This window comes from Streptomyces sp. enrichment culture, assembly GCF_964272895.1.
Taxonomy (GTDB): domain Bacteria; phylum Actinomycetota; class Actinomycetes; order Streptomycetales; family Streptomycetaceae; genus Streptomyces.
Genome location: NZ_OZ186832.1, coordinates 6,861,914 through 6,875,641 on the forward strand (window position 1 = coordinate 6,861,914; position 13,728 = coordinate 6,875,641).

Annotated in this window: 10 protein-coding genes and 1 pseudogene; 8 read left to right on the forward strand and 3 right to left on the reverse strand. The window is 74.9% G+C overall.

Annotation, left to right across the window (positions count from 1 at the left end; all coding sequences use genetic code 11):
- Window positions 1–270 precede the first annotated feature (270 nt).
- The 5 genes and pseudogenes from ACSU6M_RS30645 to ACSU6M_RS30665 all read left to right on the forward strand — a co-directional run bounded on the left by ACSU6M_RS30645 (window position 271) and on the right by ACSU6M_RS30665 (window position 5,779).
- Complete coding sequence (locus tag ACSU6M_RS30645) at window positions 271–1,278, forward strand: LacI family DNA-binding transcriptional regulator (protein WP_437074092.1); 1,008 nt, start codon at window positions 271–273, stop codon at window positions 1,276–1,278.
- Between the two features lie 106 nt (window positions 1,279–1,384).
- The gene (locus tag ACSU6M_RS30650) at window positions 1,385–2,761 is read left to right on the forward strand and encodes a glycoside hydrolase family 172 protein (protein WP_437074094.1); all 1,377 of its coding nucleotides are present in this window, start codon (window positions 1,385–1,387) and stop codon (window positions 2,759–2,761) included.
- Complete coding sequence (locus ACSU6M_RS30655) at window positions 2,754–4,184, forward strand: glycoside hydrolase family 32 protein (RefSeq protein ID WP_437074096.1); 1,431 nt, start codon at window positions 2,754–2,756, stop codon at window positions 4,182–4,184. Before ACSU6M_RS30650 ends, ACSU6M_RS30655 begins: the two co-directional genes overlap by 8 nt.
- A 116-nt stretch (window positions 4,185–4,300) precedes the next feature.
- Window positions 4,301–4,634, forward strand: a pseudogene (locus ACSU6M_RS30660) (DUF5709 domain-containing protein); the annotation flags it as partial.
- A 227-nt stretch (window positions 4,635–4,861) separates the two neighbouring features.
- On the forward strand, window positions 4,862–5,779 hold the full coding sequence (locus ACSU6M_RS30665) for a hypothetical protein (protein WP_437074098.1): 918 nt from the start codon (window positions 4,862–4,864) through the stop codon (window positions 5,777–5,779).
- Window positions 5,780–5,880: 101 nt separating this feature from the next.
- Here the strand turns inward: ACSU6M_RS30665 and ACSU6M_RS30670 are convergent, their stop codons facing one another.
- From ACSU6M_RS30670 to ACSU6M_RS30680, 3 genes are all read right to left on the reverse strand, one after another.
- On the reverse strand, window positions 5,881–6,099 hold the full coding sequence (locus ACSU6M_RS30670; RefSeq protein WP_437074100.1) for a hypothetical protein: 219 nt from the start codon (window positions 6,097–6,099) through the stop codon (window positions 5,881–5,883).
- A 177-nt stretch (window positions 6,100–6,276) separates the two neighbouring features.
- A complete protein-coding gene (cpt, locus tag ACSU6M_RS30675; protein WP_437074101.1) occupies window positions 6,277–6,810 on the reverse strand; it encodes a chloramphenicol phosphotransferase CPT in 534 nt (177 codons plus the stop codon).
- 154 nt (window positions 6,811–6,964) lie between these two features.
- Window positions 6,965–7,855, reverse strand: coding sequence for a Gfo/Idh/MocA family protein (locus tag ACSU6M_RS30680; protein WP_437074102.1), 891 nt, complete (start codon window positions 7,853–7,855; stop codon window positions 6,965–6,967).
- 246 nt (window positions 7,856–8,101) lie between these two features.
- Between ACSU6M_RS30680 and bdeA the strand changes: the two genes are divergently transcribed.
- The 3 genes from bdeA (at window position 8,102) to ACSU6M_RS30695 (ending at window position 13,589) form a co-directional block, all read left to right on the forward strand.
- The gene (gene bdeA, locus ACSU6M_RS30685; RefSeq protein WP_437074104.1) at window positions 8,102–9,040 is read left to right on the forward strand and encodes a bis(hydroxyethyl) terephthalate hydrolase; all 939 of its coding nucleotides are present in this window, start codon (window positions 8,102–8,104) and stop codon (window positions 9,038–9,040) included.
- Window positions 9,041–9,208: 168 nt separating this feature from the next.
- Window positions 9,209–12,223, forward strand: coding sequence for a LuxR C-terminal-related transcriptional regulator (locus ACSU6M_RS30690; protein ID WP_437074106.1), 3,015 nt, complete (start codon window positions 9,209–9,211; stop codon window positions 12,221–12,223).
- Window positions 12,224–12,344: 121 nt separating this feature from the next.
- Window positions 12,345–13,589 carry a PucR family transcriptional regulator gene (locus ACSU6M_RS30695; protein WP_437074107.1) on the forward strand — a complete coding sequence of 415 codons (1,245 nt, stop codon included), beginning with the start codon at window positions 12,345–12,347 and terminating at the stop codon, window positions 13,587–13,589.
- The last annotated feature ends 139 nt before the right edge of the window (window positions 13,590–13,728 follow it).

A 13,728-nucleotide genomic window follows, 5' to 3' on the forward strand; every position in this document is an offset into this window, starting at 1 on the left:
GGAACCGGGCGGTGAGAGGTCGCCGAGGGGCTTGAGCCGCTGCGCGCAAACGTTTCGATGAAAAGTACTCGGGTCGCTTGCGGTGTCAAGGGGGTGTGTCGTGGTTGTTTCTGAGGCGCGCGGCTGGGGGGTGCCGCTGATCTGGGCGTCCTCGGCATTGACGAGCTGCACTCATCGTGTCATCGTCGGCGCAAACGTTTCGATCGGTGTCCGCGGCACTTCGATAAGCTGCGGCAGCTCTACGGCAAGCAGGGAGGCGGCGAACCACCCGTGGCGACGATCAACGACGTGGCACGCAGGGCGGGCGTGTCCACGTCCACCGTGTCCCATGTCATCAACGGCACCCGGCCCGTCCGCGAGGAGACCCGGCTCAGGGTCGAGGAGGCGGTGCGGGCGACCGGCTACAAGCGGGACGGCCTGGCGCGGGCACTGCGCCGCAACCGCACCGACTCCATCGGGCTGATCGTCTCCGACGTGTCCGAACCGGCCTTCGCCGCGATGGCCCGCGGGGTGGAACGGGAGGCGACGGCCGCCGGCTACACCGTCCTGCTCGCCAACTCCGCCGAGGACCCCGAGCTGGAGGCCCGCATCCTCCAGGTGCTCGCCGAACGACGGGTTGACGGCCTGGTCGTGGCCCCCGTCGCCCGCTCGCGGCGCGAGGAGATCACGGCCGTGCTGGACCAGGGCACTCCGGTGGTCGTGATGGACCGCCTCGGCGGGGTGCGCGCCGACCAGGTGGGGGTGGAGAACACCGCGCCCATGCGGGAGCTGGTGCTGCACCTGGTGGCGCACGGCCACCGCAGGATCGCGCTCGCCGCCGGGGACATCGCCGTGCCGACCATCGCCGAACGCCGGCGCGGGTATCTGGAGGCGCTCGGCGAGGCCGGCATCGAGGTCGACGACCGACTGGTCGTCCGGGGCAGCGGGCTCGCGGGCGAGACACGGGAGCGGATGCTGGAGGTGCTGCGCGGTCGTCCGGACGCCCCGACGGCCGTGGTCGCCGCGAGCACCGAGACCGCCGTCGGAGTGCTGGAGGCGGCGCGCGAGTGCGGCATGGCCACACCCGGCGACCTCGCCTTCGCCACCTTCGACGGCTTCCCGCACGCCGATCTGTTCCGCCCCGGCATCACCACGGTCGCCCAGCCCGCCCACGACATCGGGGCCACCGCCATGCAGCTGCTGCTCAGCCGCATCGACGGCACCCTGACCGCCCGGCACCGGTCCATCCGCCTCGACCCGGAGACGACGTACCGCGAGTCCTGCGGCTGCACCGTCTGAGGGTTCTTCTCCTTGAGGCCACCGCTCTGCGAGGGGCGGCGGGAGAGGTCCAGTCTCCCGCCGCCCGAGTTCAGCGACGAACCATCACTGAAGGGATCAGTCTGTCATGCCCTCTTCCCTCGACCACCTCACGCGCGCCACCAGAGCCCGCACCGCCCGCGTCTCCAGCTGGGACCAGCGCGGCCGCAACCAGGACTACTGGACCACCCCCGCCCACTCCTCCCGCGTGCTGGCCGACCTGGAGGGGCCGGGACGCATCACCCACATCTGGATGACCCAGTTCTGCCGCCGCACCCTCGGCCCCGGCCTGATCGACCCCCTGGAGGCCGACACCGTCGCCCCGGTCATGGAGATCCACAACGCCCTCGGCGTCAACTGGGAGGAGCCGGACCCCGACTACTACCGCAAGGTCCTCATCCGCATCACCTGGGACGACGAGGAGGAGCCCGCCGTCCTCGTCCCGCTCGGTGACTTCTTCGGCATCGGCCACTGCCTGCCCAACAGCTACCAGTCGGCCCTGTTCACCGTCTCCGCCAAGCCCGAGGAGTCGCTGGTCTTCGGTGGCAGCGCGGCCCTCAACTGCTGGGCGCCGATGCCCTTCGACCGGCGGGCGCGCATCGAGCTGGTCAACGAGAACGACCTGCCGATCCAGCAGTACTTCTCCATCGACTACGAGCTGTTCCCCGAGCCGCTGCCCGAGGACACCCTCTACTTCCACGCCCGCTTCAGCCGCAGCAACCCCTGCAACGGCTGGGCGCCCGACATCCAGACCAACAGCCCCGAGGTCAACATCGCCGACCTCACCGGCGAGGACAACTACGTCATCCTCGACACCGAGGGCAAGGGCCACTACGTCGGCTGCAACCTCTCCGTCCATCACCGCCAGGGCAGTTGGTGGGGCGAGGGCAACGACATGATCTGGATCGACGACGACTTCCTGCCCGACGGCTCCCCCAGCTGGCCGCCCTCCCTGCACGGCACCGGCACCGAGGACTACTTCAACCACGCCTGGGGGATGCAGAAGAACGCCTACCTCTACCACGGGGCGATCGTCCACGAGGCCGACGTCCCCGGATACTCCGTCAACTACCGCTTCCACATCGCCGATCCGGTCCGCTTCGAGGAACGCATCCGGGTCTCCGTCGAGCACGGCCACGGCAACCACCTCGCCGACGACTGGGCGTCCACGGCCTACTGGTACCAGACCCTGCCCTCCCCGAAGGCCGTCCTCCCGCCGCTGGAACAGCGGCTTCCCGTACGGCCCGCGGGGCAGCCCATGCCGGTGCCCGCACCGCGCTCCGGCGCGGTCGCCGAGGAGATCGCGGTGATGCGCGAACGGTACCGGGCGCGCTACGAACGCCACATGGAGCGCCTGGCCGAACGCACCCGGCAGCGCGGCGAGCGCTCCCTGCAGGAGTCCGAGGCCAACATCAAGCAGGCGGCCGAGGTGCGCCGCCGCTACGACGAGCGCGCCGATGACTGAGACCCCGGTGCGCCCGGCCGCCGCCCTCGACCCGCACTTCCCGGCCTTCCATCTGCGTCCGCCCGCGAACTGGCTCAACGACCCCAACGGGCTGGTCTTCCACGACGGCCACTACCACGTCTACTACCAGTACAACCCGCACGGTGCCCGCCACGCGGACATGCACTGGGGCCACTTCCGCAGCCGCGACCTGCTCCACTGGGAGGCCCTGCCGCTCGCCCTGGCCCCCACCCCCGGCGGCGACGACGAGGGCGGCGTCTGGTCGGGCAACGCCGTCTCGCACGACGGACGGCTCACCGCCTTCTACTCCGCCCGGCACCCGGGCCGCCGTCACCAGCCGGTGACCTCGGCGGTCTCCACGGACGGCGGCACGGTCTTCCGCAAGCGCGGCCGGCTGCTCATCCCCGAGCCGCCCGACGGCACGGTCATGTTCCGCGACCCGTACGTCTGGAGGGACGGCGACCGCTGGCGGATGCTCGTCGGCGCCGGTCTCGCCGACGGGCGGGGCGCGGCGCTGGAGTACGTCTCCGAGGACCTGGAGGACTGGCGGTACCGGGGCGTCTTCCTCGCGCGGGCGCCGCAGCCGCTGCCCGGTGGGCGGAACACCGAGGAGGGCTGGGAGTGCGCCCAGTACGCCTCCTTCGCCGACGGGACCGCAGCGGTCCTGGTCAGCGCCTGGGACCCGGAGGAGGGCGCGAGCTGCACCGCGTACTTCCCCGGCCGCGAGGCCGACGGCGGCTTCCGTGCCGGTGAGGCGCGGCTCCTCGACCACGGACCGGACTTCTACGCCCCCGCCCTGCTGCGCGCCCCCGACGGGCGGCTGCTGATGTGGGCGTGGATCTGGGAGGCGCGCGACGAGGAGCGGGTCGGCGCGCCCAGCGGCTGGACCGACGAGGTCGGCTGGGCGGGGATGCTGTCGCTGCCCCGCGAGGTGAGCGCCCGCCCCGACGGCACCCTGCGCCAGCGCCCGGCCCGCGAGCTGCTCGCCCTGCGTCGGGTGCGGTGCGTCGACGCGGCCGGGGTGGCGACACCGGGGCGCGCGACCGAGCTGGGCCGGGTGCCCCGCGCCTTCGACGTCACGGCCCGGCTGGAGCGCGGCACCCGGCTGCGGCTGCTCACCTCGGCCGACGGCGGGGAGTACCTGGACCTCGTCCACGATCCCGGTACGGGGGAGCTGGTCGTCGACCGCGACCACGCCTCGCGCGACGCACGGGCCAAGCGGGGCCGGTGGCGGCTGCCGCCGGAAGGGGAGGCGGCGGAGGTGCGGGTGCTGGTCGACCACTCGGTGGCGGAGGTCTTCACCGCCGCCGGGCACACCCTCACCCTGCGCTTCTACCCGACGGGGGACGACCCCTGGCGGCTGCGCGTGGCGGCCACGGGCGACCGGCCGGCGGCCTACGAGGTGCGTGCCTGGGAGTGGTGACCGGCGGCGGCGTCGCCCGTCGCGATGTTTCGGACCGTCCCACGGGAAACGCGGAGGAGGACGCCGGTCACCGGACCGGCGTCCGATCCGACCGCACGACCGCACAGGAGGCCGACATGGCGAGCGAAGACGCCACCCCGGACCCGATGGCCGACGACGCCTACCAGCCGACCGGTGGCAACGAGGAACAGGAGGACGCGGCCCCCTTCGACCCCGAGGACACCCTCGACCAGCCCAGCTACGACGAGACCCTGGACGCGGGCTACTCCCCGCCCGAGCGCCCGCTCGGCGTCACCAAGCACGGCACCACCGCCGCCGAGCAGCACGAGGGCGAGACCCTCGACCAGCGGCTGGCCCAGGAGAGGCCGGACACGGGCGAGCGGTGACGGGGCGACCGGAGGTCGGCCGGGAGGCCGGGGGTGGGGTGGGCGAGGGGCCTCCGGTCGGCTCCGGTGGGGTGGTGGGGGGCACCGGTCGGCTCTGGAGGGCTGGGTGAGGGGGGCACCGGTCGGCTCTGGCTCAATTCCGACGGTTTTTCGCCGTGTTGACGACCGGCGCGGTCACCCAGCGGCGTCGTGGGGATGCAGAGGGTGAGTCACCGATCGGAGGTCGACCATGCCCCACCCCACCCCACCAGGACCGGCCCCCGGCGTACGGACCTCGCCGGAGCGTGCGGCGTGAGGACCGGACCGCAGCGCTATCCCGGCGCCTCCACCGCCTACTGGTACCAGGACGACTATCCGGGCTCCCCGATGGAGACCAACGTCATCCTGTGGCACTCCACCGAAGGCACCTCGCTCCCCTCCTACGGCGGCGGCGCGTCCGCCCCCAATCTCACCGCGAAGCCCGACTTCGGTGCCAAGCGGCTGCGGTGGTACCAGCACTTCGACTTCGACACCTCCTCGCGTGCCCTGCGCAACCAGCCGGGCGGCGTGGAGACCAACACCCTGAACGTGTGCCAGGTCGAGATCGTCGGCACCTGTGACCCGGCCACCCACCGGCGCTGGGGCACCGCACCCCACCTGTACATGCCGAACCTGCCGTCCTGGGTGATCCGGGACCTCGGGGCGTTCGCGCGCTGGGCGCACCAGAGCCACGGCGTCCCGCTGACCAGCGGGCTCACCTTCAAGCCGTACCCGAGTTCGTACGGCGCCAACGGCGTCCGCATGTCCCGCGCCCAGTGGACCGCGTTCAAGGGGCACTGCGGACACCAGCACGCCCCCGAGAACGACCACGGCGACCCGGGTGCCTTTCCGATGGCCGCCATCCTCGCCGCAGCGAAGGGAGAGACGATGGACCTGACCCGCGCCAACCTGAGGGCGATCGCCGTCGCGGTCCTCACCGAGGACGGCATCATCGACAACCCCAACCCGGCCACGGCCGACGACAACCCGTACATCTCGTTGGAGACGTTCGCCCGCAACGCGGAGATCATCCTGCGGCGCATGGAGCGGAAGCTCGCCGCGCTGCAGCCCGTGGAACTGACGGACGCGCAGGTCGCGGCCCTGGCCGACCGGCTCGTCTCGCATCCCGGTTTCGCCGACGCGCTCGCCGACAAGCTCGCGGACAAGCTGGCCCAAAGGCTCAGCTCCTGAGGGCGTCCGCGGGGCGCGCGGCTCCGGACGGCGCCGGCGGGGCGCCGCCCGGAGCCACGGGGCCGTACGTCGCCGCCGCCCCGTCGGGCGGCAGCGTGACGTCAGGGCAGCAGCTTGTCGAGGGCCGCGGGACCCTCCTGCGCCAGCTTCCGCTTCGCCCACTCCAGATTGTGCGGAGTGATGTCCTTGCCCGAGGCCAGGACGATGTCTTCCGGCGACACATCGACGCCGGTGCGGGTGTGGAGGAGATCGTCCGGAGTGGCGCGGTCCGGACGCCAGGTGGCCTCGGGCGGGGAAGCTTCGGGCTGTGAAGTAGACATGATCTGTGCTCCTCCGGTCAGGGAGTGTGCCGCGGCCCCGTATGTCATCGGGTCCACTTACACCATTCAACGCCTTCGCGCCGTGTGCATCCGGAACGCGGGGACATACGTACTCGACACGGGGCGACTTCCCCGGACCCGCGGGGACATGCACCCCTGGATCCGCCTGCGCGGTGCTCAGCGGATCCGGGCGGCGATCGTTCGCGCGCACTCCAGGGACTCGGTGTGCGCGGTGTCGATCTCCAGGTCGTAGGCCACGCCCCGGTGCACGGACTCGGCCTGGCCCGCCGCCATGCCCGGGGCCCGGTCGCCGCGGGCCAGCTCGCGGCCGGCGACGATCTCGGGGGCGCAGCGCACGCCGACCCACAGGACGTCCAGGCCGTGCAGCGCCTTCTGCCAGCGTCGCTGGGAGTCGGCGCCACCGAGGAAGACGTCGTCGAGGATGACGCGTGCGCCCGCGCGGACCATCGCGGCCACGCCCTCCATCCAGGCCGCCTCCAGCGTCATGAAGTCGGCGCCGACGCTGACCGTGCCGTCGGCGGCGATGTCGAGGCCGGCGTCGGAGTTCTGCAGGGCGGCGGGCAGGGCGTCCACGAAGGTGTCGACGCTCAGCGCGAGCCAGGGTTCGGGCAGGACGGCCTGCAGACAGCGCACGATGCCCGTCTTGCCGGAGCTGGAACCGCCGTTGAGAAAGATCACCTGAGTGGCCACCGCGCCACCCTAGGGGCAACCCGTCCGCTGCCCAAGCGGATTTCGCCGGGCTCCGGAGGGGGCCGCCTGCTGCCGGGGGATGCGTGAGCGGCAGGGGAAGGCCGGGGCGTGGCCCGTGGGTCCCGCTTGCGCCGGTGTCCCCCGGCGGACGGGCCTAGCCCTCCTGCTCGGTCAGCAGGGCTTCCGCCTCCGCGAGGATCTCCGTGACCCGGAGGCCGAAGGCCGCGTCGCAGGGGTGGGGGCGGCCGGTGCGGGCCGCGGTGAGGAGGGCGTCGGCGGCGAGGGAGAGGGCCGCCACCGGGCCGTCGCCGCCGTGGGGCAGGCGGGCCACGCCGGCCGAGCCGCGCAGTTCCACCTCGGCGCCGGCCGCGGCGGGCGGGGCGGTGAGGCTGAGCGTGAGCGAGCTGAAGGCGCCGCTCTCGTGCTCGATCACGAGATGCGCGGTGTCCTCGGGCCCGTGCGCGGCGGACGCCACCCGCACCGCGTCGCCCAGCACCGGCAGCAGCACGGACAGGGCGTGCGGGCCCACGTCCCACAGCGCCCCCTTCTCCCGCCGCCACGGCGAGTGCGCGAACGGGCTGTCGCCGCCGCCGAAGACCGACCCGAGCCACTGCGCCCGCGCGGTGAACCACCCCTCCTCCAGGGCCTGTTCGGCGATCCAGGTGGCCGCCTCGGGCCGGAACCGGGTGGTGAAGAAGACGACCGACGCCACCTGTGCCTCGCGCACCGCGTCGGCCACCGCCCGCGCCTGCGGGACCGTCGCCGCCAGCGGCTTGTCGAGCAGCAGATGCCGGCCGGCCCGCGCCGCCCGTACCGCGAGATCGGCCTGCACCCCCGGCGGCAGGGCCACCGCGACCGCGTCCACCTCGTCGAGCAGGGCGTCGACAGCGTCGTAGGGCCGTGCCCCGTGGCGGCTCGCGAGCTCCTTGGCGGCGTCCGGGCGCCGTCCCCACACCCCGGTGAAGTCGAGCTCCGGGTGGGCCTCCAGGGCGGGCGCGTGGGCCATCCGTGCCCACGGGCCGGTGCCGAGCAGTCCGATGCGCATACCGCCGCCTCTCCACGGTGCCGAACCTCGTCCCGACCGGCGGCCGGGCCACCGGTCCGCAGCCGAGCGTGCCACACGCTGCGGGCGCAGGCCCAGACCTTTGGCACGGGCGTCCGAGGGGCGCAGCGACGCACGACCGGTGATTTAGCCGGTGGCCACGGGCGCGGGGGCGCCGACAGTGGCTCTCGCGCGCCCACCGGCGGACGGCGGGCCGCAGACGCCCTACGACCGAGAGGACGACTCGTCGTGCAGCAGCATCCCCACACCCCTGTCACCCCCGAGGCGCCGGCCGCGGCCCGCGCCGCCCGTCGCGGAGGCCGGCGCCTGGCCGGTACGGTCGCGGCGCTGGCGGCCGTCGTCGGGCTCGGCACCCTCGCCGGGCCCGGCGCGCAGGCCGCGGACAACCCCTACGAGCGCGGTCCCGCGCCGACCCACGCCAGCATCGAGGCGTCGCGCGGCCCGTACGCGGTGTCCGAGACGTCGGTGTCCTCGCTCGTGGTGACCGGCTTCGGCGGCGGCACGATCTACTACCCGACCAGCACCGCCGACGGCACCTTCGGCGCGGTCGCGATCTCGCCCGGCTACACCGGCACCCAGTCCTCGATCGCCTGGCTGGGCCCGCGGCTGGCCTCGCAGGGCTTCGTGGTGTTCACCATCGACACCAACACCACCCTCGACCAGCCCGACTCCCGCGGCCGTCAGCTCCTGGCCGCACCGGACTACCTGACCGAGCGCAGCTCCGTGCGCTCGCGCGTCGACGCCACCCGGCTCGGCGTGATGGGCCACTCCATGGGCGGCGGCGGCAGCCTGGAGGCCGCGAAGTCGCGTCCCTCGCTCCAGGCCGCGATCCCGCTGACGCCGTGGAACCTCGACAAGACCTGGCCCGAGGTCACCACGCCCACGCTGATCGTCGGCGCCGACGGCGACTCGATCGCACCGGTCTCCAGCCACGCCGAGCCGTTCTACACGAGCCTGCCGTCCCGCACGGACCGGGCCTACCTGGAGCTCAACAACGCCACGCACTTCGCGCCGAACACGTCGAACACGACGATCGCGAAGTACAGCATTTCGTGGCTGAAGCGGTTCATCGACAACGACACCCGCTACGAGCAGTTCCTGTGCCCGCTGCCCTCCCCGAGCCTGACGATCGAGGAGTACCGGGGGAACTGCCCGCACACCTCCTGACGGTGCGCAACCACTGTGCCGGCGCACGGGCGCGGAGCCGCCGCGCTGGGCGCCGGCACAGACGTGTCCGGGCGGTCGCGGGAAAGGGCAGGTCGCGCGGGTGACCGGGGCCGAGCGGTCCGGACCTACCGCTTCCGGGCGCGGTTACTCGCACGTAACCTGCGAGGAATGACCGGACGGACGACCGTGACGACCCCGAGCGTCCCTGGACGCGAGGCGCACCTGCGGACCCTCACCTCGCTCCCCGAGCGCGCGGCCGCGCTCGTCGTGACCGGCGAGCCGGGCATCGGCCGCACGACCCTCCTCGACCACGCGGCCCACACCTTCACCGCCGGTCCGGTCCTCCGCCTCCGCGCCGATCACGCGCGCGGGCGCCGCCCGTACGAGGGGCTGCGCGCCGTCGCACGGGCGGTGACCGACGCGTGGGGGCCGCGGGGGGTGGCGGGGGACGAGCGGGCTCGGGAGCCGTTCGGGGCCGCGGGGGGCGAGGGCTGGGCCGGGGTGACGGGGGGCGAGGGCTGGGCCGGGGTGACGGGGGGCGAGGGCTGGGCCGGGGTGCTGGTGGCCGCGCTGCGGGGGGCTGCGGCCGGGGGGCCGCTGCTGCTGTGCGTCGACGACGTCCACCTGTGGGACGGGCCGTCCCGTGCGGCGCTGGCGCGGGTCGCGCGGCGGCTGCCGGAGGCGGGGCGGGTGGGGCTGCTGCTGTCCGCCGCCGGGTTCGCCCCGCGGGAGCTGGCCGGGCTGCCCGCGCTGCCGCTGCGTCCGCTGTCGTCGTCGGCCGGGAGCGCGCTGCTGGACGAGGTGGCCGACGCGCCCGTCGATCCGGCCGTACGGGACCGCCTGCTGGAGGAGTCCGAGGGGAACCCCGCCCTGCTCCTCGCCCTGACCGCCCGGCTGACGCCCGGCGAACTGTGCGGCCGGCATCCGCTGCCCCGCCCCCTGGCCGACCCCGCCACCCTCGCCGCCGTCGCAGGCCCCCGCCTCCACGGTCTTCCTCCGCACGCGGCCCGCCTCCTCCTCGTCACGGCGGCGGCCCTGCGGGCCACGGAGGGCGAGGAGGTGGACGCCACGCTGGTCGCGGAGGCGTCGGCGGCGCTGGAGGGGAGCACCGCGGGCGGGGTGCGCGGAGGGCTCGGTGCCGGCGAGGGTGTGCGGGCGGCTGGGTGCGGCGGGCCGCGTCCCGCCGGCGGCCTCGCCGCCCCGCGTGACGGTGGTGCACCGCCGGGCGAGCCGTCGGCCGGGCTGCGCCGCGTCGAGGAGGCCCTGGCCTGCGCGGACGGGCTGGCGCAGCTCGTCGACGGCAGGCTCCGCCTGGTGGGCGCCGTCCTGCGCAGGGCCGTGTACGCGGCGGCGGCGCCGGGTCCGCGCGGGGACGCGCACCGATCGCTGGCGCGGGTGCTGGATGGGAACGGCGACCGGCTGCGGGCCCTGCTGCACCGGGGCTGGGCGGCGGCCGGTCCCGACGCGGGGCTGGCGGCCGAGCTGACCGGGGCCGCGGCCGACCCCCGCACGCCGGTGCCGCACCGGCTGCGCTCGCTGGCGCACGCCCGCGCCGCGGAACTGGCGGCCGACGAGGCGACCAGGGCGCGCTGCCGTACCGCGGCCGCGGAAGAGGCGCTGCGTGCCGGGTCGCCCGGCCGCGCGCTGGAGCTGCTCGGCGAGGTCGCGCGCCAGGGTGTGCCCGACGGGGTGCGGGGGCGAGCCGAACTGCTGCGTGGGGCCGTCCAGTGGCTCGACGGCCCCCTCACCACCGCCCGCGAGTCCCTGCTCACGGCGGCCACCCTCCTCGCCGACCCCGCCCCCACCCTCGCCGCCCTCGCCTCCGCCCGCGCCGGTGACGCGGCCTGGGCGGCGGGCGACCTGCACAGCTGCCTGGAGATCCTGACCGCCGATCCCGCCAACCGGGACACACGGCATCGAGGGCCGTCGGGGCGGGAGGAGGGGCGTGCGGGCGAGGTACGCGTGCCGCCCGTTCCGCGGGCTTCCGACGACCTCCGGTTCTTCCGTCTCGGGCTGCGTGCCGTGCTGGAGGGGCGGCGGGAGGGGGCCGTGGGGCCGCTGCGGCGGGTGGTGGAGGGGGCGCGGGAGCGGGCGGACGCGGAGGGGCTGCTGCGGGCGGCCGCGGCGGCGCTGGTGCTCGGGGACGTGGCCGCGGCCTCGCGGGCGGCGGCGCGGGCGGTGGCGGTGGCGACGGCCGACGGCGACCTGGTCGTCGTACCGCGGGCGCTGGAGTTCCTGGCCTACGCCGAGCTGCGCAGCGGACGGCATCCGCAGGCCCGCGCCCACGCGGAGGAGGGGCTGCGGGCGGCGCGGCGCGCGGGGCAGCGCAACACGGCGGCCGGTCATCACGCCGTACTGGCGCTGGCCGCCTCGATCGAGGGGGAGACCGCCGCGGTCGCCGGGCACGCGGCGGCCGCGCTGGCGACGGCACGGCGGCACGGTCTGGCGCAGACCGCCACGCTGGCCCAGTGGGCGTCGGGCCGGGCGGACCTCGGGCGGGGCCGCCCGCTGGAGGCGGCGGACCGGCTCGGCCCGCTGGTGCGCCCCGGCCCCCGGCGCGGCCACTTCGCCGTGTGGATGCTCGCCCTGCCCTGCTTCGTGGAGGCCGCCGTGCTCGCCGGGCGCCCGGCACAGGCGCGCGGCGCGCTGGAGGACCTGGCCGCCTGGGCCGCGTTCGGCGCCGATCCGCAGGCCCCCGCCCAGCTGCTGCGCTGCCGTGCCCTGCTCGCCCCGCCGGACCTCGCCGACGAGCTGTACACCCGCGCCCTCGACCAGCACGAGCGCACGGCCGGTGACTTCGAACGGGCCCGTACGGAGCTGCTGTACGGCAAGTGGCTGCGGCGCCGGCGCCGGCTGCGCGAGGCCCGTGACCGGCTCGGGGCGGCGCTGGTCGGCTTCGAGAGCTGCGGGGCGCGGGTGTGGGCCGAGCAGACGCGCGGCGAGCTGCGGGCCCAGGGCGGGGCGCCCGACGCCGTGCCCTCGGGCGCGCTGTCCCGGCTCACGCCCCAGCAGTGCCGGATCGCCCGCCATGTCGCCGACGGCGCCACCAACCGGGAGGTCGCCCGGATCCTCTCGGTGAGCACGCGGACCGTCGACTACCACCTGCGCAACGTCTTCGCGGCGCTCGGTGTGCGCTCCCGCGTCGAGCTGGCGCGGCTGGTCGAGCAGGCGCAGACTCCGTGACCGCGGGACGCCCGGTCCGCGCCCGTCCGGAATTCCGGCGCCCGAACCCTAGGGACCGACCGGACGGTATGCCATCCTTCCGGCAGGATGAGTCAGGTCGCACACCTGGGGGAGGACCGTGATGCAACGCGCCCTACGGCACCGAACGCCCAACCGCCCCGTACCGGCCGTCGTACCGCAGCCTCGGACGAGGCCCGTCCGGTCGCTGATCGACGCCGAGGCCATCACGGTCCTGCACCGGGCGGCGCGGGTGCTCCTTGAGGACCTGCCCGAACTGACCGACCGCCTGCTGGCCCTCGTCCAGGACCAGGAACCCTCCTACCGGGCCGCCGTGGCCGGCGACCCCGTCGCCGTGTGGCAGGAGATGCACCGCTCGCTGCGGCACAGCGTCGGATCGCTGCTCGACCCGCGCGGATCGCGGGACGCCGCCCGCCGGTGCAGCTGGAAGATCGGCGCCACGCGCGCGGAACAGGGCGTTCCACTGGATGCGCTGCTGCACGCCTTCCGGCTCGGCGGCTCCCTGGTGTGGCAGCGGCTGGTCGAGGAGACCCAGCGCACGGCGCCCGAGGACGTGCGGCTCCTCGTCCATGTGGCCTCCGACATCTGGAACTTCGTCGACGAGCACTGCACGCTCGTCGCCGACGCCTACCGCCAGGTCGAGCGGCAGCTGGCGTGGCAGCGCGAGAACCGGGTGCGGGTGCTGGTCGCCGCGCTGCTGGAGGGCTCCAGCCGGATCGCCGATCTTCCCGACACCGCCGAGGCGCTGGGGCTGCCCGAGCAGGGGCGGTACGTGGTGCTGGCGGTCGACGGGGGATCCGGGGCACCCGGCGCCGGGCTCGCTGCGGGTGTGCGCGTGCACTGGCACACCGGCGTCGAGGTGGACTACGGCATAGTCCTGGTGCCGGAGGGTGAGCTTCCGCAGCTGTCGCCGACGGACGGGCGGATCGGTGTCAGCGGGGTCGTCGACGGGCTGGCCGCCGTGGGGGACGCCCGCGGACAGGCCGACCTCGCGCTGAGTCTGTGCGCCGCCCAGGGCGGGGTGGTGCGGCTCGCCGAGCAGCTGCCCGCGGCCCTCGTCGTGTCCAGTCCCGACCTCGCCGGAGCCCTGGCCGAACAGGTGCTGGGGGCGCTGTCGGCCATCGACCCGGCCGATCGCGAGGTGCTGCTGGACACCGTCGCCGCGTGGCTGGCCTGCGACGGGTCGGCGCAGCGGGCGGGGGAGCGGCTGTACTGCCACCGCAACACCGTGCTGAACCGGATGCGGCGGTTCGAGCAGCTCACGGGGCGGTCGTTGGCACGGCCCTCGGACGTGGTCGAGGTGAGCCTGGCGCTGACGGCGCGGCGGCTGCTGCGGCACACCGACTGAGCCGTCTGGGCGTCGGCACAACGGCGCCCCCTCCGCCTTGGTTACCCGCAGCCCACCCGCAGATCGCTCTGTACCGGCTTCCCCCCGCCGTGCTGTCGTGAGCTCCCCTTCCCGCAGACCCGTGCCTCTCCCCGGCACG